The sequence below is a fragment of the Beutenbergia cavernae DSM 12333 genome (assembly GCF_000023105.1).
Classification (GTDB): domain Bacteria; phylum Actinomycetota; class Actinomycetes; order Actinomycetales; family Beutenbergiaceae; genus Beutenbergia; species Beutenbergia cavernae.
Map to the genome: position 1 here is coordinate 3,891,453 of NC_012669.1, position 21,496 is coordinate 3,912,948.

Here is a 21,496-nt window from a genome sequence, read left to right on the forward strand (position 1 = left end):
GGCTACACCGCAGCGGCGCCCACGGTGTGGCCTGGCACACGCCGAGGGAATACCGCCGCCCGCGGCGTGCTTAGGTTTGCTGCAGACGCCCATCCGCCCCACCCGAGGATCGTCCGTGCCCCTGCCTGCCCGCCGCTCCGCCGTCCGCCACCCCGCGACGCGACCGGCCGCCGTCGTCGTCTCCCTCGCCGCTGCACTCGTGCTCGCGGCCTGTTCGTCGGGCACCGACCCGGGCGACGCCGACGCCGGCGACGCCACACCCGTCACCGGCGGCACCCTCACGTACGCCTCGGGCGACGCGGAGCCGACCTGTCTCGACCCGCACGTCGGCGGCAACTACCCGCAGGCGCTCGTCGCGACGCAGTTCCTCGAGCCGCTGGTCGGCCGGGACTCGAGCGGCGAGATCACGCCCTGGCTCGCCACCGACTGGGAGGTGAGCGACGACGGCCTGACGTGGGACTTCACGCTCGCGGACGACGTGTTCTTCCACGACGGCACGCCGCTGGACGCCGCGTCGGTGCAGGCGTCGATCGAGCACCTCCAGGACCCGGCGACGGCGTCCTCCACCGGGTACCTCGCCGTCGCCAAGGTCGAGAGCGTGGAGCCCGTCGACACCCAGCACGTGCGCTTCCACCTCAGCGCCCCGGACAGCGCCCTGCTGGAGTCGCTCTCGCAGCCGTGGACGGCGATCCAGGCCGCCTCCGGTCTCGCGCGCAGCCAGGAGGAGAACTGCGCGGCACCCATCGGCACCGGCCCGTTCCAGGTGACGGACTGGGTCACGCAGGACCACGTGGAGCTGACCCGCTACGAGGGGTACACGTCGCCGCCCGCGGATGCGGAGCACGACGGCGCCGCGTACCTCGATCGCATCGTGTGGCGGTTCATCCCCGACTCGGCCACGCGCTACGCCGCGCTCGTCGCCGGCGACGTCGACGTCATCGACAACGCACAGCCCGACACGATCGCCCAGGCCGAGAACGACGACGCGATCGAGCACCTCGACGCGCCCCGACCCGGGTCCGTCAACCGCCTCGAGCTCAACAGCGGCCGCGCACCGTTCGACGACGTCCGCGTCCGCGAGGCGTTCCTCCATGCTGCCGAGGTCGACCCGGGCATCGAGAGCCTGTTCTTCTCCACGGCGACGCGCTCGCACTCGCCGCTGTCGAGCGTCGAGTCGATGGCCGTGAGCGACGAGGACCCGCTCCCGTACGACCCGGACGCCGCCGCGGCCCTGCTGGACGAGGCCGGCTGGGTGGTGGGTTCCGACGGCGTGCGCGTGCGCGACGGCGAGCGCCTCACCGTGCGGATCCCGGTCAGCACGAACCAGTCCATCCCCGCCGAGGTCTCGCTGCTGGAACAGATCCAGGCGTCGGCGCGCGAGGTCGGCTTCGACGTGCAGCTGGACCTGCTCGACCTCTCGAGCTGGTACGCCGCCCTCGCCGCCGACGACTACGAGGCCGTCACCGCGCCGTACACGAAGGTCGGCCCCGACGTCCTGCGGATCCTCTACCACTCGGACGGCATCGTCCCCGCGCCCAGCGGGTACTTCGCCAACCTGTCGCAGGTCGCGCTCCCGGAGCTCGATGCCCTGCTCGACGAGGCGTCGCTCGAGACCGACACCGACGCGCGCGCGCAGCTGTACGCCGAGGCCCAGCGCCTCGTGCTCGAGGGCCGCTACATCCTGCCCCTCTACGACCAGCAGAACCACTTCCTCTACCGGTCCGACGTCCGGGGCCTGCGGGCGCTCGCCACCGTGTCGACGCCCACGTTCGCTGACGCGTGGCTCGCCCAGGGGTGAGCCCTCGCGCGGCGCGCGGAGATCCTCTCGCGGATGCGCGCACATCCTCTCGCGGTCGCGCCGATCACCTCTCGGGGAGGGGTCGGGGCACCGCGGGGTCCGGCGCCCGCGCCGCGCGCGGCACCCCCGCCGTCCGGGGCGTCCGGGCGGTCGCGTGGCGGCTGGCCGGCGCCGTCGGCGTCCTGTGGGCGGCCGCGACGGTCACGTTCGTCGCCATCCGGACCGTGCCCGGTGACCCGGCCCAGGCGATCCTCGGCGGGCCGGGCTCCCAGGCGTCGGCCGAGGCGCTCGCGCAGGCTCGCGCCGACCACGGCCTCGACCGGCCCGTGCTCGAGCAGTACCTCGCCTACCTCGGACGGCTCGTCCGCGGTGACCTCGGGACGTCCTACGCCAGGCGCACGCCCGTGGCGGAGCTCATCGGCGACCAGCTGCCCGGGACGCTCACCCTCGCGGCCCTCGCGCTGGTGCTCGCGTGGGCGCTCGCGCTCGTCTCCCTCCTGGTGACCACGCGACAGCGGGGCGGCTGGGACGCCGTCGGGAACGCGATCGACACGTTCGCCGCCGCACTCCCCGCCTACTGGCTGGGCGCCGTCGGAATCCTCGTGTTCAGCACGTGGCTCGGGTGGCTCCCGGCCATCGCCGGGCAGAGCGCGGCGAGCCTCGTGCTGCCGACCCTGACGCTCGCGATCCCGCTGGCCGGCTTCCTCGCCCAGTCCATGCGCGAGACGCTGACCGACAGCCTGCACGCGCCCTACACGCTGTCGGCGCGGGCACGCGGCGAGGGCGAGGCGGGCGTGCGCCTGCGGCACAGCATCCGCCACGCGAGCCTGCCGGGCATCGCGCTGTCCGGCTGGGCGCTCGGTCACCTCGTCGGGGGCGCCGTCGTCGTCGAGACGATCTTCGCGCGGCCGGGCCTGGGCCGGACGCTCGTCGCGGCGGTGACGGCGCGGGACGTGCCGCTGGTCACCGGCGTGGTCCTCGTCTCGGCGCTCGCGTACGTCGTCGTCACGATCGTGGCTGACGCCGTCACGCGCCTCGCGGACCCGCGTCCGGAGGCCGCCCGATGAGCGGCGTCGTCGTCCCGACGCGCGGGACGGCGTCGCGCCGCGGCGCCGGTCCGGCCGTGTGGCTGGCGGCGGCGTTCCTCGTGCTGCTCGCCGTCGCCGTCCTGGCCCCGCAGGTGCTCGCGCCGGGCAACCCCCTGGCGACCGACCCGCCCGCCGCGTTCACGCCGCCTGGCCCGGCGCACTGGTTCGGCACCGACGCGTCGGGGCGCGACGTCGCCACCCGCGTCGTGCACGGCGCCCGCGCGTCCCTCACGATCGGCGTGCTCGCCACGGCGATCGGCGTCGGGCTCGGCCTCGCCCTCGGCCTCCTCGGCGCCCGCCTCGTGCCGGGCCTCGCCGGCCGCGTCCTCGACACCGCGAGCACCCGCTTCACGGAGGTCATGCTCGCGTTCCCCGGCCTCGTGCTCGCACTGTTCGTCATCACGCTGTACGGGCCCGGCCCCGTCACGGTGACGATCGCCGTCGGACTCTCGACGGCGCCCGGGTACGCGCGCATCATCCGGGCGCAGGTGCGCCAGGTGGCGTCCTCCGGCTACGTCGAGGCGGAACGCCTGCTCGGGCGCCCCTGGCCGGGGATCGTGGCGCGCACGATCGTCCCGAACGCCGTGTGGCCGCTGGTCGCCGTCGTCACGCTCGGCATCGGGCAGGCCGTCGTGTGGGCGTCGGCGCTCAGCTACCTGGGGTTCGGTGTCGCGCCGCCAGCGCCGGAGTGGGGCGCGATGCTGTCGGACGGCCGCACCTACCTGACGACCGCCTGGTGGATGAGCGTGTTCCCCGGGCTGGCGATCGTGGCGACGGCGCTCGCGACGGCGTCGCTCGGGCGGTTCTGGCAGCGCCGGGTGCGTGAGCGATGAGCGCGGGGACGGCGACGGGCTCAGCCGCCGGCGACGTGCTGCGGGTGCGCGACCTGCGGGTCTGGTTCGACGGCGCGGCGACGCCGGCCGTCGACGGCGTGACCTTCGACCTCGAGCCCGGAAGGTGCGTGGCGCTCGTGGGCGAGTCCGGGTCCGGCAAGAGCGTGACGGCGCGCACGCTGCTCGGCCTGGCCGGTCCCGGCGCGCACGTGACGGCGTCCGAGCTGAGCCTCGGCGGCCTCGACCTGCGCGCGGGAGCTCCGTGGCGGCAGATCCGCGGGCGGCGCATCGGGTTCGTGCACCAGGACGCCCTCGTCGCGCTCGACCCGCTGCGCCGCGTCGGTGAGGAGGTCGGCGATGCGCTCCGGCTGCACCGCGGCATGTCCCGCACCGACCGCCGTCGCGCGGCGACCTCCCTCCTGGAGGACCTCGGGGTCGACGACGCCGCGAACGCCGTCGCGGTCCGCGCAGGCGAGCTCTCCGGCGGGCAGCGCCAGCGCGCCCTCCTCGCGTCCGGCCTGGCCGCCGGGCCGGCGCTGCTCGTCGCCGACGAGCCGACGTCGTCGCTCGACGCCATCACGCAGGAACGCCTCGTGGAGCTCCTCGGCCGCCTGCGCGACGCCGGACGCGGCCTGCTCCTCATCACGCACGACCTGCCGCTCGTGGCCCGGCTCGCCGACGACGTCGTCGTCCTGCGCGCCGGACGGGTGCAGGAGTCCGGCCCGGCGGCACGCGTGATCGGCGCGCCGTCGTCCGCCTACACGCGGGAGCTGCTCGACGCCGTCGGGTCGCTGGAGCCGCGGGCGGCTGGCTCCGCGCGGCGCGCGACGGCTGCGGCGGCCGGGGCAACGGCGGCGGCCGGGGCACCGGTGGTCGTCGAGCCCGTCCTGTCGGCGCGCGGCGTCACGCGATCGTTCCGCCGCGGGGCCGGCACGATCGACGCCCTGCGCGGCGTCGACCTCGACGTCGCACCGGGCGCCTCGCTCGGCGTCGTCGGCGAGTCCGGGGCCGGCAAAACGACGCTCCTGCGGGTGCTCCTGGGCGTGACGACCCCGGACTCCGGCAGCGTGACGTTCCTCGGCCGCGACTGGTCCGGCGTGCCGGAGCGTGCACGACGGGACCTTCGCCCGCTCCTGGGCTTCGTGCCGCAGGACGTGCTGGGCACCGTGAACCCGCGCCACACCGCCGGGCAGGTGCTCGAGGGCGCGATCGCCGCCGCCCCGGCCTCACGGGCGCTCGGGCGTCGCGCGCGAGCGGCGCGCGTCGCGGAGCTGCTCGACGCCGTCCGCCTGCCCGCGCACGTCGCCGGTCAGCGCCCGGCGCACCTCTCGGGCGGCCAGCGGCAGCGGATCGCCGTCGCCCGCGCCCTTGCCGGCGACCCACGCGTGCTGCTGTGCGACGAGCCGGTGTCGGCGCTCGACGCGAGCGTGCGCGGCGCCGTCCTCGACCTCCTCGACGACCTGCGGCGCGAGCGGGGCGTGGCGCTCGTGCTCGTGTCGCACGACCTGCGCGCCGTGGCGCGGCTGGCCGACGAGATCGCCGTGCTCGAGCACGGCCTGCTCGTGGAGCGCGGCCCGGCCGAGGCCGTCCTGCGCACGCCCGCACACCGCTACACGCAGCGGCTCGTCGCCGCCTTCGGCGGCTGACCGGGGCGGACCGCGGCGGCTCCTCTCGGGCCGTCCCCGGCGTGACCCATCCGCCACGGCCGCCGCTCCGAACCAGGGTCAGAAGCTGACCCGAGGTTCGGGAGGTCCGAGTGAGTCCCCGTGCGATGCCCGAGCGAGACGAGCCCGGTCGCCACGCGCCCGAGCAGGGCGCCCCCGAGCACGGTGGTCGTCCCAGCGGCGACCCCGGCACCCGGCGGCGGTTCCTCGGATGGCGCACCGCCGTCACCGGCGCAGCCGTGGCCCTCGGGGCCGCCGCCCTGGTCCTCCTCCCGGGCGCCGCCGACGACCCGGCGGACTCGCCCGTGGCACGCGCGCTGGAGGAGCGCGAGGACCAGCAGCCGCCCACCCGGGAGACGGTCGACGACCTCGCCGCCGACCTCCGCGACATCGCCTCGGAGGGCTACGACCAGCCGATCGACCCCGCACGGGTCTCGGCCGTCGTCACGCAGCCCGGGCCGTACGAGGCGATGGGTCGGATCCAGATCCCCGCGATCGGCCTCGACGCCGAGTACGGCAACGGCGTCCACGAGTCCGCGCTCGCGCGTGGACCGGGTCACTGGCCGGGCACGCCGGCGCCCGGTCAGGCGGGCAACGCCGTGATCTCGGGCCACCGGACCACCCACACGGCGCCGTTCCGCGACCTGGACGACCTCGTCGAGGGCGACGAGATCGTCGTGTCGACAGGCGCTGCGGAGCCTGTCACCTACGTCGTCGTCGACACCGTCGTCGTCCCGGTCGAGAGCTACACGGAGCACGTCCTGGCCCCACCCGACGACGCGACGTCGCGCGAGCTCACGCTCTTCGCGTGCCACCCCGAGGGAAGCCTCGCGAACCGGATCGTCGTCCACGCGCGCGCAGGCGGCGCGGGCGATGCCTGACCACCGAGCCACCGACGAAGGGAGCGCCCGCGCACGTCCGACGACGGACCCACCAGGCACGGCACGCGCCGTTCCTCAGGAAGAAGGTGTGAGATCCATGCACGACACCCACGAACCACCGACGGCCGATCCCGGCCGGGCGGCACGCGCCCGCAGGTCGAGCAAGCTGTTCGGCGGGGCGCCAGTGATGCAGTTCCGGACCGAGGCGAGCCGACGGACGTTCCTCACCGGAGCGGCCCTCATCGGCGTCGGGGGAACGTTCGTCGCTGCCACCCGCAACGACCCGCGGGCGTTCGCCCTGTCCGAGGGCGACCTCGAGATCCTCAACTACGCGCTCACCCTGGAGTACCTGGAGGCCGAGTTCTACACCCAGGGCATCTCCGGCGGGGTTCTCGTCGACCGCGAGCTGGAGCTCGTGACGCCGATCCGCGAGCACGAGCAGACGCACGTCACCGGCATCACGCAGCTCATCACCGACCTCGGAGGGACGCCCGTGGAGTCCCCGGTCTTCATGTTCCCGGACGGCACGTTCACCGACCGGACCATGTTCCTGGAGGCGGCGTCGATGTTCGAGGAGCTCGGCGTCGACGCCTACCACGGCCAGGTCGCCCTGATCGAGGACGCGGAGATCCTCGCCACGGCAGCGTCGATCGCCGGGACCGAGTCGCGGCACGCCGCCGTGGTCGCGGACCTGCTCGGCGGCGACCCGTTCCCGGCCCCGTTCGAGAACAACCTCCCCATGGAGGACGTGCTCGAGGCCGCCGGTCAGTTCATCGAGGGCTAGGAGGATCCCATGTTGAAACGCAAGGACCTGATCCGCGACGCCGGGCTCGTGATCCCCGGCGCGATCGCACTGACCATGATCGGAGCCAAGTTCGCGTTCGCGGACGACGGCGACTTCGACGGTCCGCTGGACGTGCTCAACTACGCGCTGACCCTGGAGTACCTGGAGGCCGAGTTCTACCGCCAGGGCAACGAGGTCGGGCTCCTGGACGGCAAGGCCGCGGACTACCTCGCCACCATCCAGACCGACGAGGAGACGCACGTCATGACGCTCCAGGACACGATCGCCTCGCTCGGCGGCACTCCCGTCCCCGCTCCGCAGGTCGACTTCGGGGAGTCGTTCGCCACGGCGGACAGCTACCTCGAGACGGCGTACACGTTCGAGAACCTCGGCGTGCAGGCGTACCTCGGGGCCGCACCGTCACTGTTCCAGGAGAAGGAGCTCCTGACGGCGGCCGCGAGCATCTTCGGGGTCGAGGCGCGGCACGCGGCGATCATCGGGGTGCTGCAGGAGAAGCCCGCCGAGGGTGGCGTGTACCAGGGCGCCTTCGAGACCCCCTTGGCGCGGGCGGAGGTGCTGCAGGCCGCCTCGCCGTTCATCGTCAGCGCGGAGACGCTCTGACGCCCGGTCCGCCGGGACAGAACGCCGGCGTGGTGACGACTCTCCTCGTCACCACGCCGGTCCGTCAGCCCCAGCCGAGCTCGTGCAGCCGCTCGTCGTCGATCCCGAAGTGGTGCGCGATCTCGTGGACCACCGTGACGGCCACCTCCTCGGCGACGTCGTCGCGCGTGTCGCAGATCGCCAGGGTCGGATTGCGGAAGATCGTGATGCGGTCCGGGAGCGAGCCGGCCGCCCACCAGGAGTCGCGCTCGGTGAGCGGCGTGCCCTCGTAGAGACCGAGCAGCTCGGGGTCCTCCGACGACGGCGGATCGTCCTCGACGAGCACCACCACGTTGTCCATGAGCTCGGTGAGCTCGGTCGGCACCAGGTCCAGGCCGTCGGCGACGCACGCCTCGAACTCCTCGCGGGACATCTCGATCACGCGTGCCATCTTCCCGGGAAGAGACCCGCGGCGCCGAGTATGGGCCGTGCGTCCGAGTGTGGCCCGGCACGCACCGCACTCGGACCTCCACCCCACCCTCGGCGAAGCGCAGCGAAGGGACCGGTGGTCGCCGGAGCCCTCAGCCGGCCCGGAGGAGCTCGAGCCCGAGCCAGCCTGCGAGGGCGGCGATCTCGGCGTCGACGTCGTCGCGCACGGCACCGCTGAGCGGGACGTCCTCGTGCACCGCGTTCACGGTGAACGTCCCCGCCTTGCGGTCGGCCTTCGCGTCCAGCTTCCCGACGAGCCGGTCGTGGTGCAGGATCGGCAGCGCGAAGTACCCCCAACGCCTCTTGGCCGCCGGCTTGTACATCTCCAGCAGGTACTCGAAGCCGAACAGGTCCAGCGCCCGCTCGCGGTCGTGGATCAGCCGGTCGAACGGCGACAGCAGCGCCGTCCGGCCGGTGAACTCGCCGTCGAAGGCGTCCGGGTGGACCCGCCACTCGCCGTCGACGCCCTCGACGACCACGGGGACGCCGAGCTCGCCCGCGGACGTCGGTTCCCCGGGCACCGGTTTCCGGCCCGGCCGCGCGATGCCGAGCGCGCGCAGCCGTCGCTCGTCGCGCCGCCGTTTCGCCGCCTCCGGGGACAAGGGCTCGAACGGCGGGTACACGCGCTCGGGCACGTCCCAGACCCGCTGCCGGCCGACCCGCCCCGCGACGGCCACCTCGCCGCGCGCCGACAGGAACTCCAGCATCTGCGTGACGTTCCGGTTGTTGGTCCACCCGGTCGAGCCCCACGGCACCTGCGCCGTGTCCGGCACGTCCCGCGAGGGCAAGGGCCCGGCGTCGCGCAGCAGCGCGAGCACGTCGCGGCGGAAGGCGTCGTTGGCCTCGATCCAGTGCGCGATCGACGGCTGCGCGAGGTAGTCCGTGACCTCCGGCACCTGCCACGGCAGCGCCGTCACGGGGCGGATCATCGCGCGCAGCTCGAACAGCGAACGCTCCACCTCCTGCGCCCGCGTCAGGTCCGCGGGTCGGTAGCCGGCGCCCAGCCGGCTCCACGCGACCAGGTCCGCGTTCGGCGCCACCGCCGCCGTCGGGTCGATCTGCAGCAGCGTCAGGCGATCCACCATGTCGACCAGCTCCGTCGGCTGGGGCACGTCGAGCAGCTGCGCGCGCACGGCGATCCGCCGCGCCTCGTCGCGATCCAGCCGTCGCATCGTCACGGCGCCAGGCTAGCGACGCCCGCCGACACGCACCCGGTCCCGCCGAGTGCGTGATCCCTGCGTGCGACACGCCGGTGGGACCGAGACAGGTCATGCACTCGACGGGAAAGGCGGCGGCGGGGGCGGGGCGCCGGCGGGAGCGGCACCGGCGGGAGGGAGCCCGGCGGGACCGTGGCCGCGCGCGCACGGGCAGATGGCGGGAAGCCCTTGCGCTGGAGTGCACTCCAGCTCCTAACGTCAAGGCATGACCGCGACGATCGCACCCGAGGTCCTCATCCTCGCCACCGAGGACGACGGCGCCCCTCCCCTGGGCATCTCCGCCGTCGCCGAGCGGACGGGGCTGAGCGCCGACACGCTGCGCTGGTACGAGCGCGAGGGCCTCCTCCCGCCCGTGGCCCGTTCGCCGGACGGCAGACGCCGGTACGGCGCCCGCGCCGTCCGGATCGTCGAGCTCGTGAGCCGGCTGCGGCGGACGGGGATGCCCGTGGAACAGATGCGCGAGTTCGCGCAGCTCGTCCTGCGCGGGCCGGAGTCCTACGAACGCCGCCTCGACCTGCTCGCGGAGCATCGCACCCGGCTCCTGGCGAGCATCGCCGAGCTGCAGGCCGACCTCACCGCGCTGGACGAGAAGACGGCGCACTACACCCGGCTCATCGCCGAGGGCAGCGACTGCCTCGACGAGCCGACCACCCACGACCACACGAGCGGAGCCTCCCGATGACCAGCACCCCGGCGATCCCCACCACCACGCTCGGCGACGACCTCGAGGTCAGCGTCATCGGCTACGGCGCGATGGTGCTCTCGCCCACCGTGTACGGCGAGGTGGACGACGACGCCTCGCTCGCCACCCTGCACCACGCCGTCGACGCCGGCGTCACGTTCCTCGACACGGCCGACGTCTACGGCGCCGGGCACAACGAGCGCCTGATCTCCCGGCTCCTCGCCGACCGCCGGGACGACGTCCAGCTCGCCACCAAGTTCGGGATCGCGGGCAACCCGGCCGACCGCGCCGCCGGGACACCGCCCACCCGGGGCGACGCCGCGTACGTCCGGGCGGCCGCGGACGCCAGCCTGGAGCGGCTCGGCACCGACGTCATCGACCTGTACTACATGCACCGGCGCGACGCGCGCGTCCCGATCGAGGAGACGGTCGGTGCGATGGCGGAGCTCGTCACGGCCGGGAAGGTCCGCCACCTGGGCCTCTCCGAGGTCACCGCGACCGAGCTGCGCGCCGCGCACGCGGTGCACCCGATCGCTGCCGTCCAGTCCGAGTGGTCGGTGTGGAGCCGCGACGTCGAGGGGTCGGTGGTGCCGACGGCGGCCGAGCTCGGCGTCGGCTTCGTGCCGTACTCGCCGCTCGGCCGAGGCTTCCTCACGGGCACCCTCGCGTCCGGGTCGGACCTCGGCGAGCGGGATTTCCGCCGCCTGCTCCCCCGCTTCGGCGAGGCGAACCTCGAGGCGAACCTCGCCGTCGTCGACGGCATCCGCGCCATCGGGACGGAGCTCGGCGCCACGCCGGCCCAGGTCGCGCTCGCGTGGCTCTACGCGAAGGGCCGTGCGCTGGGCCTCCCCGTCGTCCCGATCCCCGGCTCGCGGCGCGCGGCACGGGTCGAGGAGAACGCGGGCGCGCTGCGCCTCACCCTCACCCCCGACCAGGTGAGCGGCCTCGACAGCCTGGCGGACGCCGTCGTCGGACACCGCAGCGAGGACCCGAACTGGGTGTCCGAAGGGCGCGAGCGCACGGTGTGAACGAGGTCTCCACGACGCGAGTTGGGCGAAGCGCCGGGCATCCCGTATGCTCCTCTAGGTCTTGGGGCGTGAACAACGCCACGGGCGCTCAACGCACGGCTCGGGCCCCCATCGTCTAGCGGCCTAGGACCCCGCCCTTTCACGGCGGTAGCACGGGTTCGAATCCCGTTGGGGGTACGGTTCGTGCACGTGGAAAGGTCTCACCACGAGGCCCCGTAGCGCAGTTGGTTAGCGCGCCGCCCTGTCACGGCGGAGGTCGCGGGTTCAAGTCCCGTCGGGGTCGCCGATCATCGGCGCCGGTCGTCCGGCCGGCGCCACCGGCCCATGTAGCTCAGTTGGTAGAGCGTTCGACTGAAAATCGAAAGGTCAGCGGTTCGACCCCGCTCGTGGGCACCAGCGCAAGCCCCGTTCCGTCACTCGGAGCGGGGCTTCGTCGTTCCTCCGCCCGAGCTCGCCGGAGCACCCGTCGCCGAGTGGAATCGCGTGTAGGTGTCGAAGCGCTGCACGGCGACGAAGCCCGCCCGCCGCAGGACGGCGGCGCTCGCCTCGTTGCCGTGCGTGACCCCGGCGTACACGTCGCTGGCGCCGAGCGACGCTCCCGCGTACCCGACGATCGTCCGGACGGCGATGGTCGCGAGCCCGCGTCCGGTCGCGTCGGCGGCGAGCCAGTACCCGAGGCCGTACCGGGGTGGGTCCACCGGCACGAGCTCGACGGCGCCGACCAGCCGGCCGGCCTCGACGATCCCGAACGCGAGGGCCGGGCCGCCGGCGCCGAACTGCTCGGCATACTGGCCGGCGTCGGCGCTCACCTGGTCGCGGAAGTCGCCCCGCGACGTCAGGTGGGCCTCGTTCGCCTGCATCAGGTCGGTGTACGTGCCCGCGTCCGCTCGGGTCAGCCGGCGGAGCACGACGCCCTGCCGTTCGGTGTCGAGGATCACGAGCGACATCCTCCCGCGCGCATCCCCCGCCGCCGTCCTGGGCCGAACGTCCCGGTCGCGTGTGCGCTCGGCGGACGTACGGTCGAGACATCGGAAAGGAGCACATCATGGGACAGTTCGACGGCAAGGTAGCGATCGTCACCGGCGGAGGCTCCGGCCTCGGCGAGGCGATCAGCACCGAGCTCGCGGCGAAGGGCGCGCAGGTCGTCGTCACGGACATCGACCTGGCGTCGGCGCAGCGCGTGGTCGGCGCGATCGAGGCGGCGGGCGGCACGGCGACAGCGATCCAGCAGGACACGGCGAAGCCGGAGGGCAGCGAGCGGGTGGTCGACCACGCCGTCGCGACGTACGGCGGCCTCCACCTCGCCGTCAACAACGCCGGCATCGGCGGGCGTCAGGCCCCGGCCGGCGACGTCGACCTCGCCGACTGGGACCGCGTCATCGCGATCAACCTCAACGGCGTCATGTACGGGATGCGCTACGAGATCCCGGCCATGCTCGCGACGGCGGACGGCGCCGGCTCGATCGTCAACATGGCGTCGATCCACGGCACCGTCGCCGCGCCCGGGAACGGCGCGTACACGGCGGCCAAGCACGGCGTCGTCGGCGTCACCAAGAACGCGGCGGCGGAGTACGGGGCGCAGGGGTTGCGCGTCAACGCCGTCGGCCCCGGCTACATCGACACGCCCCTGCTGCGGGACCTGCCGGCGCAGGCGCGGGAGTTGCTCGTGACGAAGCACCCGCTCGGCCGGCTCGGCCGTGCCGAGGAGGTCGCGCACCTCGTGTGCTTCCTGCTGTCCGACGACGCGAGCTTCATCACCGGCAGCTACCACCTCGTCGACGGCGGCTACACCGCCGTGTAGGCGTCACGCGGCGCGGGCGGCCAGCGCCTCCACGAGCCGCGAGACGGCGCCCCCGAGGCCCCACCGCTCGGCCAGCGCGTCGAGCGCGTCGGGGTCGGCGGGCGCCGTCGGCAGCGCGTCGTCGACGACGCCGACCGGCACGTCCCGCGCCACCTGGACGACGGTCGGTGCGACGTCGAGGTAGCCCGCCGCCTCAGTCAGGCGCTTCCGCTGCGTCGCCGACAGGCCGGGATCGCCGTCGTCGCGGGCCCGCAGCACGCCGGCCAGGTCGCCATACCTGTTGAGGAGCGCGACCGCCGTCTTCTCCCCGATCCCGGGCACTCCGGGCAGGCCGTCGCTCGGGTCGCCGCGCAGCGCGGCCATGTCGGCGTATGCAGCCCCCGAGGCGACGCCGTAGCGCTCCCGCAGCCGGGCGACGTCGACCACGTCCAGGTCACGCATCCCGCGTGCCGTGTACAGCACGCGGATCGGGGCGTCGTCGTCGACCAGCTGGAACAGGTCGCGGTCGCCGGTGACGATCTCGACGGCGGAGCGCTCCCCGTCCGGGCGGCCGGCCTCGAGCGTGGCGAACGTGCCGATGACGTCGTCCGCCTCGTACCCCGGCCTCCCGATGCGCGGGATGCCGATCGCGGCGAGCGCCTCCACGATCACCGGCACCTGCACGGAGAGGGCATCGGGGACCTCCTCCTCGCCCGTCGTGCCCGGGACGTCCCGCGCCACGCGGTGCGCCTTGTACGACGGGATGGCGGCGACGCGGAACGCGGGCCGCCAGTCGTCGTCCCAGCACGCCACGAGCCGGCTCGGCGACCGGGTCGTCAGGAGCAGCGTGATGGCCTCGAGGAACCCACGGACGGCGCCGATCGGCTGGCCGTCCGGCGAGCGCACGGAGTCCGGCACCCCGAAGAACGCACGGAAGTACATCGAGGCGGAGTCGAGCAGGAGGAGAGAGCCGCGGGACGTCACACGACGAGTCTGGCAGCCGGGCCCGACACACGCCCGCTTGCCCGCACCCCCGCGGCGCGGTTGGCTGGGTGGAGCACCCCACCCGAAGGGCCTCCCATGGCGAACGACTCCCCTATCCAGCCGACGATCGGCGAGCTGGTCGGCAAGCTGACCAGCCAGCTCTCGACCCTCGTCCGGGACGAGCTGCAGCTCGCCCAGGCTCAGCTTGCGGAGAAGGGCAAGCGTCTGGGCGCCGGCGCGGGAGCGTTCGCGTTCGCGGGAGTCCTCGCGTTCTTCGCCGTGGGGGTTCTCATCGCCGCAGCCGTCCTCGGTCTCGCCGAGGCGGTGCCCGCCTGGCTCGCCGCACTCATCGTCGGGGTCGCGCTCCTGCTGCTGGCCGGCGCCGTGGCGTTCGTCGGCAAGGTCCTCATCGACAAGAGCAAGGCGTTCAAGCCGGACCCGGTGTCCGGGCTCAAGTCGGACGTGTCCGCGCTCAAGGACGGGTTGAGCTCATGACGACGACGCCGCCCCCCGTCACCAACGCCGTCTCCGACGACGCCCCGAAGCCCCCGAAGCGGTCCGCGGCCGAGATCGAGGCAGACCTGCAGCGCACGCGGGAGGACCTGACCCGCACCGTCGACGAGCTGGCGGGGCGCGTCGACCCGCGCGAGCAGGTGAGCCGAGCCACCGAGAAGGCGACCTCCGCCGTGTCGGGGTTCGTGGACGACGTGCGGGCGGGCCAGCCGCGCGCCCTGGCCATCCTGGGCGGGATCGTGGCTGCCGTCGGCGCGGTGGTAGCCGTCTCACGGCGCAAGCGATAGCGTCTCACCCCACGCGCGTGACCCGCTCCCACCTGCGCATTGGGTGGATCGGGGAGTGTCGTTGTACCTTTGACCCGCGCACAAATGACCAATCCCCGGGGTCACTACGTCCTTGACGATGTCTCCCCGGCACCTACGGTGGAGGGGGTCGAGTCCATGGGACGCGGCCGTCAGAAGGCGAAGCAGACGAAGGTCGCCCGGCAGCTGAAGTACTACAGCCCGGAGACCGACTACCGAGCCCTCGAGAAGGAACTCACGTCGCCCGGAACCGACACGGACGTGGTCGACCGGAACGACGAACCCGACACCGAGGACGAGGACTGGAGCTCCGACAACCGTCGGTGACCTCCCGGCGCTCCGCCTGACGTTCCCCGCGGTCGGCACACGATGCCGACCGGTCGATGGGTCGCGCCCGCGCTGCCCACGCCCGGACCCCCGCGGAGCGGCGTCAGGCGGTGCGGTAGCTCCCGTGCAGGCGCACCGCGCCGCCGGTCACGCCCTTCGTGCCCCGCACGAGAGGCGACGCGGCCGCGCCGGGGGCGTCGCCGTCGTCCTCCGCACGAACGCTGCCGAGCTCCCAGGCCTGCACGCCGCGGTCGGCGCACACCCGCAGGGCCTCGTCGAGATCCTCCGGGGCGACGACGGCGACCATGCCCACCCCGAGGTTGAGCGTGGCCTCGAGGTCGGACCACGGCACGTCGCCGCCGCGGCGGACGACGTCGAAGATCGGCGGGACGACCCAGGTGGTGCGGTCGACGTCGGCCACGAGGCCCCCGGGCAGGATCCGGGCGAGGTTCGCGGCGAGGCCGCCGCCGGTGACGTGAGAGAACGCGTGGACGACGCCGGCGTCGGCGAGCGCGAGGCAGTGGGCGGTGTACAGGCGGGTCGGGACGAGGAGCTCCTCGCCGAGCGTCCGGCCGAACTCCCCGACGTGGGTGTGCAGCGACCAGCCCGCGACGTCGATCACGCGGCGCACGAGCGAGTAGCCGTTCGCGTGCAGACCGCTGGACGCCATCGCCACGAGCACGTCGCCCGCGCGCACGCGGTCAGGGCCGAGCAGCGAGTCGGCCTCGACGACACCCGTGGCCGCCCCGGCGACGTCGTACTCGTCCGGCTCCAGCAGGCCGGGGTGCTCGGCCGTCTCGCCGCCGACGAGCGCCGTCCCCGTCTCCTCGCACGCCGCCGCGATGCCGCGCACGATGTCCGCGATGCGCTCCGGCACAACCTTGCCGCACGCGATGTAGTCGGTCATGTAGAGGGGCTTCGCGCCGACGACGACAATGTCGTCGACCACCATGCCGACCAGGTCCGCACCGATCGTGTCGTGCACATCGAGCGCCTGCGCGATGGCGACCTTCGTGCCGACGCCGTCCGTCGACGTCGCCAGCAGCGGCCGGCGGTAGCGCGTCAGCTCCGTCGCGTCCCACAGCCCGGCGAACCCGCCGACGCCCCCGAGCACCTGGGGTCCGTGGGTCGCCCGCACGGCATCCTTCATGAGCTCGACGGCCTTGTCGCCGGCCTCCGTGTCGACGCCGGCCTCGGCGTAGGTGACCCGGGTCATGGCTGATCGAGCGCGCTCGCGCCACCGGTCGCGGGCACGAGCGAGAGGAGCTTGTCCTCGGGCGGACCGAGCGGGAGCTCGTCCTGCTCGAGGCCGAGATCCTTGCGGTGCGCCAGCCGCTCCTGGTCGGTCAGCTCGACCGGGTAGGTGCCGGTGAAGCACGCCGAGCACAGCTTGGACGCCGGCTGCTCCGTGGCCTCGATCATGCCCTCGAGCGAGATGTAGGCGAGCGAGTCGGCCCCGAGGCTGGCGCCGATCTCGTCGGGGCTCAGGCCGTTCGCGATGAGCTCCGCACGGGTCGGGAAGTCGATGCCGTAGAAGCACGGCCACTTCACCGGCGGCGAGGAGATCCGCACGTGGACCTCGGCCGCGCCCGCCTCGCGCAGCATCCGCACGAGGGCGCGCTGTGTGTTGCCGCGGACGATCGAGTCGTCGACGACGACGAGCCGCTTCCCGCGGATCACCTCGCGCAGCGGGTTCAGCTTGAGCCGGATGCCGAGCTGCCGGATCGTCTGGCTGGGCTGGATGAACGTGCGCCCGACGTACGCGTTCTTCGTGAGGCCCTGCCCGAACGGGATGCCGGACTCCGTGGCGTAGCCGATCGCTGCCGGTGTGCCCGACTCCGGCACCGGGATCACGAGGTCGGCCTCCACGGGGGCCTCCTGCGCGAGCGTGCGGCCCATCGCGACGCGCGCCGCGTGCAGCGACCGGCCGACGATCGTGGTGTCGGGCCGGGCGAGGTAGACGTACTCGAACACGCAGCCCTTGCGGTCGGCGGGTGCGAAGCGCTCGGTGCGCAGGCCGTCGGCGTCGATCGTGACGAGCTCGCCGGGCTCGACCTCGCGCACGAACGAGGCACCGACGATGTCGAGCGCCGCCGTCTCCGAGGCGATGACCCAGCCGCGCTCGAGGCGGCCGATGACGAGGGGGCGGATGCCCTGCGGGTCGCGGGCGCCGTACAGCGCGTGCTCGTCCATGAACACGAGCGAGAACGCGCCGCGCAGCCGCGGCAGGACCTCGAGCGCCGTGGCCTCGAGCGTGTGGTCGGGGTCGCCCGAGAGCAGCGCGGTGATCACCGTGGTGTCGGTCGCACAGCCGTCCGCGAGGTCGTGGCGCATGCGCGGCCCGTAGCGTTCCTCGACGAGCTCGACGAGCTCGGAGGTGTTCGTCAGGTTGCCGTTGTGGCCGAGCGCGACGGTGCCCGACGCCGTCGGGCCGAGCGTCGGCTGCGCGTTCTGCCAGGTGCTGGCGCCCGTGGTGGAGTACCGGGTGTGGCCCAGCGCGATGTGGCCGGTGAGCGACGAGAGAGCGACGTCGTCGAACACCTGGGACACGAGGCCCATGTCCTTGTAGACGAGGATCTGCTCCCCGTTCGACGTCGCGATGCCCGCGGACTCCTGGCCGCGGTGCTGCAGTGCGTAGAGCCCGAAATAGGTGAGCTTCGCGACCTCCTCGCCGGGAGCCCACACGCCGAAGACGCCGCAGGCGTCCTGGGGGCCTTTCTCACCGGGGAGCAAGTCGTGGGTGAGCCGTCCGTCTCCACGCGCCACACCTCTATGGTCGCACAGCCGGTGCCATGATGGCCCCAGCACCACCCGCACCCGCCCGAGCACCGAGGGAGGGCATGTGTCGAACCTGACCGTCATCCAGACGTCGCCGGATCCTGAGCAGCAGGTCCCGGGACAGCGCGCTCGCCCGTCGATCGCCGATCGCATCGGCGGGATCGGGCAGAACCGCCTCAGCGCGCTCCTCCTGGTGCTCGCGACGCTCGTCGCGATCGTGTGGGCGAACGTGGCGCAGGACTCGTACTCCTCGTTCTGGGAGACGCACCTCACGCTCGGGGTGGGCAACGATCTCGAGCTGGACTTCACGCTGCACGCGCTCGTCAACGACGCCCTCATGGCGATCTTCTTCTTCACGGTGGGACTCGAGGTCCGCCGGGAGTTCGCCATCGGCGAGCTGACCAGCTGGTCGCGGGCGGTGGTCCCGGTCGTGACGGCGATCGCCGGTCTCGCGGTGCCCGCGGCGCTCTATGTCCTGCTCACCTCCGGCACCGACTACTCCGGCGCGTGGGGCATCGTGATCTCCACGGACACCGCGTTCCTCGTCGGTGCGCTCGCTCTCATCGGGCCACGCGCCTCCGGCCGGCTCCGCGTCTTCCTGCTCGCGCTCGCCGTGGTCGACGACGTCGGCGCGCTCAGCATCATCGCCCTCGTCTACACCGAGGACTTCAACCCTCTCCCGCTCGTGATCGCCGCCGTCGGGCTGCTCGGCGTCTACCTCACGCGGTACCTCAACAGCGGACGCGGTCCGGTCTACGCCACCCTCGCGATCATCGTGTGGCTGGCGTTCCTCGCGTCCGGCGTCCACCCGACGCTCGCCGGCGTCGCCATCGCCCTGCTCGTCCCCGTCTACCGACCCACGCGGCGCGACGTCGACCATGCGCTGGATCTCGCGCGCACGTTCCGGCAGTCGCCGAACAGCGAGTACGCGAGGGCCGCCGCGAACAGCCTGCGCGAGTCGATCTCGATCAACGAGCGCCTCCAGTCCGCGTACTCCCCGTACGTCGCCTTCGTGATCCTTCCGCTGTTCGCGCTCGCGAACGCAGGCGTCCTGCTCGACGCCGAGATCCTCGCCGCCGCTGCGCGCTCGCCGATCACCTGGGGCATCGTCGTCGGGCTCGTGGCCGGGAAGTTCGTCGGGATCTTCGGGGCGTCGGCGTTCATGAAGACGTTCCGGCTCGGCGACTTCGGTGCCGGCCTCACCCTCGACCGCATCGCCGGCGGCGCCGCGCTCTGCGGCATCGGCTTCACCATCTCGCTGTTCATCGTCGAGCTCGCCATCGACGACCCTGCGGTACAGAACGAGGCGCGCGTCGGCGTCCTGTCGGGCTCCGTCCTCGCCTTCGTGATCGCGACGGTGATCTTCCGGGTCTCCGACCGGATCCGGCCGCCCGGGGAGTCGGCCCGAAGGCTGGCGCGCCCCATCGATCCCGAGCGCGACCACATCTTCGGCGCCCTCGACGCACCGTTCACGATCGTGGAGTACGGCGACTTCCAGTGCGGCTTCTGCCTCAAGGCCTCCGGTTCCATCCAGGAGGTGCACCGCGAGCTGGGTGACCGCCTGCGGTACGTCTGGCGGCACGCGCCGCTCACCCGCTACCACCCGAACGCGCTCGCGGCGGCCGAGGCCTCGGAGGCCGCGGCGCGGCAGGGCAAGTTCTTCGAGTTCGAGCGGAGCCTGTTCGCGGACCAGGAGCACCAGCTGCCGGTGGACATCATCCGCCGCGCCGAGGAGCTCGGGCTCGACGTCGAGCAGTTCGAGGCGGACCTGACCTCGCCCGAGGTCACGGCGCGCGTCCAGGACGACATGCTCGACGCCGAGGCGATGGACATCACCGCCGTCCCCACCCTGTTCGTCAACGGGCGGCTGCACGTCGGGCCGTACGACGCGCAGTCGCTGATCAGGGAGCTCATGGAGACGGCGCCGTCGGCCGACGCGCGGCGGTCGGAGGGCTAGCCGGTCCTGGTCGGGGCCACGGAGCGGTGCTGCTGGCGGCGGAACTCGCTCGGTGGAGCGCCCACGCGGCGGGCGAAGAGCCGCGAGAAGTAGGCCGGGTCGTCGTACCCGACCCGAGCGGCGACGGCACCCACGTCGAGGTCGCTGCCGGCGAGCAGCTGCTGGGCGGTCGCGAGACGGGTGCGCAGGACGAGCTCGTGCGGGGTGAGGCCGGTCTCGGCACGAACCTCGGCGCGCAGCCGGTCCGGGCTCACTCCCGCCCGCGCGGCACGCTGGGCGACGGACAGCGGCTCGGCAGCGGCGTCGATGACGGCCTGGACCGCCGACGTCGTCGGCTCCCCCGCCGCCGCGCGGGCCGAGACCGTGGCACCGACGAGCCGATGGACGAGCGAGGCGGCGACGAGCTGGTCGCGCAGCCCGGCACCCGCCGTCGCCGCCCGCAGCCCCTCGAAGCAGGCCGCGAGCTCCTCGGCTGGCAGGCCGCCCGCGTGCACGGGCGGGTCCCACGCGGTGTGCGCCGCGTACCCGCGGGCGGCGACGCCGTCGAACAGCACCCAGTGCTCCGACCAGCCGTCCGGTCCGGGACCGTACGCATGCCACCGTCCGGGGAACAGCCAGAACCAGGCCGGGGCGACGACGTCGACGTCCCGCTCCACGTCGCGGTACCGACCGCGCCCGGACGTGACGACGACGAGCGCGTGAACCGGCAGCGTGCGCCGCCCGGTCGCGGTGAGGTGGCCCGCCTGCTCGCCTGCGCCGAGGCACGTGAGTGACGTGTCGCGCAACGACCGGGCCGGCGGGACGTAGTTGGCCCAGCGGTCCATGCCTCCCGACGATAGTCCAAGCGAGGAGCCGGCATGAGTCCATGGACGGCGCCCTCGTGCGCACGCACACTGGTGTCGTGCTGACGTCCAACGGCTACGTGCTCGACGAGAGTCCAACCCGGCTGGGCAGGCTCGCGCCGGTCCCCGCTGCCGACCGCTCCGACCGCGACGCCCTCTGGAACCGGCTCCGGCGCGACGGCTACCTGTACCTGCCCGGCTTCCTCGACCCGGCCACCGTGCTGGACTTCCGGCGGTTCTACTTCTCGCGGCTCGACGGCACCGGGCTCGTGCGCACCGGAACCGACCCGCTCTGGGGGATCGCCGGCGACGGCGAGCCCGACCGCGCGAAGCTGCGGCACGCGCTGTTCTCGGACCTCGTGCCGTCGGACGAGTACGCCGCGTTCTGCACGCAGCCCGCGATCCGCGACTGGTTCGCCTGGTTCCTCGCGGACGACGTCCACCTCCACCGGCGCAAGATCCTGCGGCACACCCGCCCCGGAGAGGCCGGTATCGGCACGGCGACGCAGGCGCACTACGACCTCGTGTACCTGCGCGAGGGGACCGACCGCGTGCTGTCGATCTGGATCCCGCTCGGCGACACCCCGGAGCGCCTCGGCGGTCTCACCTACCTCGAGGGCAGCCACCACGTGACGCTGGCCGAGGAGCGCGAGGGGCGACTGAAGCGGCCCGCGGCGTCGATCACCGCCGACCTGCCGAGCCTCGCGGACGCGCACGACACGCGCTGGCTGACGACCGACTACCGGGCCGGCGACGTCGTCGTCCACTCCGCGTACATCGTGCACGCAGCGCTCGACAACGTCGACGACGCCGGGCACATGCGCCTGTCGACGGACATCCGCTACCAGGCCGCGAGCGACCCGATCGACTGGCGCTGGCAGAACCACTGGCACGCCGACGACGGGCTCTGAGCGCCGCACGAATCCTCTCGCGGTCGCGCACGGAA

22 protein-coding genes and 3 tRNA genes are annotated in these 21,496 nt (G+C 73.5%); 18 read left to right on the top strand and 7 right to left on the bottom strand.

All coding sequences use genetic code 11. The features are described from left to right. The first annotated feature begins 115 nt into the window (after positions 1-115). The 7 genes from BCAV_RS17610 to BCAV_RS17640 all read left to right on the top strand — a co-directional run bounded on the left by BCAV_RS17610 (position 116) and on the right by BCAV_RS17640 (position 7,669). On the top strand, positions 116-1,798 hold the full coding sequence (locus tag BCAV_RS17610; protein ID WP_015883977.1) for an ABC transporter substrate-binding protein: 1,683 nt from the start codon (positions 116-118) through the stop codon (positions 1,796-1,798). Continuing rightward, positions 1,795-2,865, top strand: a complete 1,071-nt coding sequence (locus tag BCAV_RS17615; protein WP_015883978.1) for an ABC transporter permease — start codon at positions 1,795-1,797, stop codon at positions 2,863-2,865. The genes BCAV_RS17610 and BCAV_RS17615 overlap by 4 nt, the downstream gene beginning before the upstream one ends. Next, entirely contained in the window at positions 2,862-3,719 is an 858-nt protein-coding gene (locus tag BCAV_RS17620; protein WP_015883979.1) for an ABC transporter permease, read from the top strand. Before BCAV_RS17615 ends, BCAV_RS17620 begins: the two co-directional genes overlap by 4 nt. Next, a complete protein-coding gene (locus tag BCAV_RS17625; protein WP_015883980.1) occupies positions 3,716-5,365 on the top strand; it encodes an ATP-binding cassette domain-containing protein in 1,650 nt (549 codons plus the stop codon). The genes BCAV_RS17620 and BCAV_RS17625 overlap by 4 nt, the downstream gene beginning before the upstream one ends. A 125-nt stretch (positions 5,366-5,490) precedes the next feature. Continuing rightward, positions 5,491-6,264: a class E sortase gene (locus BCAV_RS21795; RefSeq protein ID WP_050761760.1), complete on the top strand. Its 774-nt coding sequence runs from the start codon at positions 5,491-5,493 to the stop codon at positions 6,262-6,264. Between the two features lie 97 nt (positions 6,265-6,361). Then, positions 6,362-7,048: a ferritin-like domain-containing protein gene (locus tag BCAV_RS17635; protein ID WP_015883982.1), complete on the top strand. Its 687-nt coding sequence runs from the start codon at positions 6,362-6,364 to the stop codon at positions 7,046-7,048. A 9-nt stretch (positions 7,049-7,057) separates the two neighbouring features. Continuing rightward, complete coding sequence (locus BCAV_RS17640; RefSeq protein WP_015883983.1) at positions 7,058-7,669, top strand: ferritin-like domain-containing protein; 612 nt, start codon at positions 7,058-7,060, stop codon at positions 7,667-7,669. A 64-nt stretch (positions 7,670-7,733) separates the two neighbouring features. On the opposite strand, the gene BCAV_RS17645 is transcribed toward BCAV_RS17640, so the two are convergent. Together BCAV_RS17645 and BCAV_RS17650 are read right to left on the bottom strand one after the other, a co-directional pair. Further along, positions 7,734-8,099: a metallopeptidase family protein gene (locus BCAV_RS17645; RefSeq protein WP_015883984.1), complete on the bottom strand. Its 366-nt coding sequence runs from the start codon at positions 8,097-8,099 to the stop codon at positions 7,734-7,736. A 130-nt stretch (positions 8,100-8,229) separates the two neighbouring features. Next, complete coding sequence (locus BCAV_RS17650; protein ID WP_015883985.1) at positions 8,230-9,309, bottom strand: DNA glycosylase AlkZ-like family protein; 1,080 nt, start codon at positions 9,307-9,309, stop codon at positions 8,230-8,232. Between the two features lie 250 nt (positions 9,310-9,559). Between BCAV_RS17650 and BCAV_RS17655 the strand changes: the two genes are divergently transcribed. From BCAV_RS17655 to BCAV_RS17675, 5 genes are all read left to right on the top strand, one after another. Next, complete coding sequence (locus BCAV_RS17655) at positions 9,560-10,036, top strand: MerR family transcriptional regulator (protein ID WP_015883986.1); 477 nt, start codon at positions 9,560-9,562, stop codon at positions 10,034-10,036. Next, on the top strand, positions 10,033-11,064 hold the full coding sequence (locus BCAV_RS17660) for an aldo/keto reductase (RefSeq protein WP_015883987.1): 1,032 nt from the start codon (positions 10,033-10,035) through the stop codon (positions 11,062-11,064). The genes BCAV_RS17655 and BCAV_RS17660 overlap by 4 nt, the downstream gene beginning before the upstream one ends. A 104-nt stretch (positions 11,065-11,168) precedes the next feature. After that, positions 11,169-11,241 (top strand) — tRNA-Glu (locus BCAV_RS17665). A 32-nt stretch (positions 11,242-11,273) separates the two neighbouring features. Then, positions 11,274-11,347: transfer RNA gene (locus BCAV_RS17670), tRNA-Asp, on the top strand. A gap of 37 nt (positions 11,348-11,384) precedes the next feature. Continuing rightward, positions 11,385-11,460 (top strand) — tRNA-Phe (locus BCAV_RS17675). 17 nt (positions 11,461-11,477) lie between these two features. Here the strand turns inward: BCAV_RS17675 and BCAV_RS17680 are convergent. After that, a complete protein-coding gene (locus BCAV_RS17680; protein ID WP_015883988.1) occupies positions 11,478-12,002 on the bottom strand; it encodes a GNAT family N-acetyltransferase in 525 nt (174 codons plus the stop codon). A gap of 107 nt (positions 12,003-12,109) precedes the next feature. Between BCAV_RS17680 and BCAV_RS17685 the strand changes: the two genes are divergently transcribed. Continuing rightward, positions 12,110-12,865 carry an SDR family NAD(P)-dependent oxidoreductase gene (locus tag BCAV_RS17685; RefSeq protein ID WP_015883989.1) on the top strand — a complete coding sequence of 252 codons (756 nt, stop codon included), beginning with the start codon at positions 12,110-12,112 and terminating at the stop codon, positions 12,863-12,865. A gap of 3 nt (positions 12,866-12,868) precedes the next feature. Here the strand turns inward: BCAV_RS17685 and BCAV_RS17690 are convergent, their stop codons facing one another. After that, on the bottom strand, positions 12,869-13,828 hold the full coding sequence (locus BCAV_RS17690; RefSeq protein ID WP_015883990.1) for a 5'-3' exonuclease: 960 nt from the start codon (positions 13,826-13,828) through the stop codon (positions 12,869-12,871). 96 nt (positions 13,829-13,924) lie between these two features. On the opposite strand from BCAV_RS17690, the gene BCAV_RS17695 reads away from it, so the two are divergent. From BCAV_RS17695 to BCAV_RS17705, 3 genes are all read left to right on the top strand, one after another. Then, positions 13,925-14,323, top strand: coding sequence for a phage holin family protein (locus BCAV_RS17695; RefSeq protein ID WP_015883991.1), 399 nt, complete (start codon positions 13,925-13,927; stop codon positions 14,321-14,323). Continuing rightward, the gene (locus BCAV_RS17700) at positions 14,320-14,628 is read left to right on the top strand and encodes a DUF3618 domain-containing protein (RefSeq protein ID WP_015883992.1); all 309 of its coding nucleotides are present in this window, start codon (positions 14,320-14,322) and stop codon (positions 14,626-14,628) included. Before BCAV_RS17695 ends, BCAV_RS17700 begins: the two co-directional genes overlap by 4 nt. A gap of 156 nt (positions 14,629-14,784) precedes the next feature. Further along, positions 14,785-14,973 carry a DUF3073 domain-containing protein gene (locus tag BCAV_RS17705; protein ID WP_015883993.1) on the top strand — a complete coding sequence of 63 codons (189 nt, stop codon included), beginning with the start codon at positions 14,785-14,787 and terminating at the stop codon, positions 14,971-14,973. A gap of 103 nt (positions 14,974-15,076) precedes the next feature. On the opposite strand, the gene purM is transcribed toward BCAV_RS17705, so the two are convergent. Both purM and purF read right to left on the bottom strand, forming a co-directional pair. Further along, entirely contained in the window at positions 15,077-16,189 is a 1,113-nt protein-coding gene (purM, locus tag BCAV_RS17710) for a phosphoribosylformylglycinamidine cyclo-ligase (protein ID WP_015883994.1), read from the bottom strand. After that, positions 16,186-17,739, bottom strand: a complete 1,554-nt coding sequence (gene purF, locus BCAV_RS17715; RefSeq protein WP_015883995.1) for an amidophosphoribosyltransferase — start codon at positions 17,737-17,739, stop codon at positions 16,186-16,188. The genes purM and purF overlap by 4 nt, the downstream gene beginning before the upstream one ends. Positions 17,740-17,815: 76 nt before the next feature. Between purF and nhaA the strand changes: the two genes are divergently transcribed. Beyond that, a complete protein-coding gene (nhaA, locus tag BCAV_RS17720; protein ID WP_015883996.1) occupies positions 17,816-19,708 on the top strand; it encodes a Na+/H+ antiporter NhaA in 1,893 nt (630 codons plus the stop codon). Here the strand turns inward: nhaA and BCAV_RS17725 are convergent. Beyond that, positions 19,705-20,532 (bottom strand): helix-turn-helix transcriptional regulator, encoded by an 828-nt coding sequence (locus tag BCAV_RS17725; RefSeq protein WP_015883997.1) that lies wholly within the window; start codon positions 20,530-20,532, stop codon positions 19,705-19,707. The genes nhaA and BCAV_RS17725 overlap by 4 nt on opposite strands. 77 nt (positions 20,533-20,609) lie before the next feature. Between BCAV_RS17725 and BCAV_RS17730 the strand changes: the two genes are divergently transcribed. Beyond that, positions 20,610-21,461, top strand: a complete 852-nt coding sequence (locus tag BCAV_RS17730; protein WP_043350464.1) for a phytanoyl-CoA dioxygenase family protein — start codon at positions 20,610-20,612, stop codon at positions 21,459-21,461. Positions 21,462-21,496 lie beyond the last annotated feature (35 nt).

Excerpts from the sequence above, each read along its gene's own strand:
- BCAV_RS17645 (WP_015883984.1), bottom strand. The coding sequence starts at position 8,099 with ATGGCACGCGTGATCGAGATGTCCCGCGAGGAGTTCGAGGCGTGCGTC.
- BCAV_RS17660 (WP_015883987.1), top strand. The coding sequence starts at position 10,033 with ATGACCAGCACCCCGGCGATCCCCACCACCACGCTCGGCGACGACCTC.
- BCAV_RS17650 (WP_015883985.1), bottom strand. The coding sequence starts at position 9,309 with ATGCGACGGCTGGATCGCGACGAGGCGCGGCGGATCGCCGTGCGCGCG.
- BCAV_RS21795 (WP_050761760.1), top strand. The coding sequence starts at position 5,491 with ATGCCCGAGCGAGACGAGCCCGGTCGCCACGCGCCCGAGCAGGGCGCC.
- BCAV_RS17695 (WP_015883991.1), top strand. The coding sequence starts at position 13,925 with ATGGCGAACGACTCCCCTATCCAGCCGACGATCGGCGAGCTGGTCGGC.
- BCAV_RS17685 (WP_015883989.1), top strand. The coding sequence starts at position 12,110 with ATGGGACAGTTCGACGGCAAGGTAGCGATCGTCACCGGCGGAGGCTCC.
- BCAV_RS17635 (WP_015883982.1), top strand. The coding sequence starts at position 6,362 with ATGCACGACACCCACGAACCACCGACGGCCGATCCCGGCCGGGCGGCA.
- BCAV_RS17705 (WP_015883993.1), top strand. The coding sequence starts at position 14,785 with ATGGGACGCGGCCGTCAGAAGGCGAAGCAGACGAAGGTCGCCCGGCAG.
- BCAV_RS17700 (WP_015883992.1), top strand. The coding sequence starts at position 14,320 with ATGACGACGACGCCGCCCCCCGTCACCAACGCCGTCTCCGACGACGCC.
- BCAV_RS17655 (WP_015883986.1), top strand. The coding sequence starts at position 9,560 with ATGACCGCGACGATCGCACCCGAGGTCCTCATCCTCGCCACCGAGGAC.
- purM (WP_015883994.1), bottom strand. The coding sequence starts at position 16,189 with ATGACCCGGGTCACCTACGCCGAGGCCGGCGTCGACACGGAGGCCGGC.
- BCAV_RS17620 (WP_015883979.1), top strand. The coding sequence starts at position 2,862 with ATGAGCGGCGTCGTCGTCCCGACGCGCGGGACGGCGTCGCGCCGCGGC.
- BCAV_RS17725 (WP_015883997.1), bottom strand. The coding sequence starts at position 20,532 with ATGGACCGCTGGGCCAACTACGTCCCGCCGGCCCGGTCGTTGCGCGAC.
- BCAV_RS17640 (WP_015883983.1), top strand. The coding sequence starts at position 7,058 with ATGTTGAAACGCAAGGACCTGATCCGCGACGCCGGGCTCGTGATCCCC.
- BCAV_RS17625 (WP_015883980.1), top strand. The coding sequence starts at position 3,716 with ATGAGCGCGGGGACGGCGACGGGCTCAGCCGCCGGCGACGTGCTGCGG.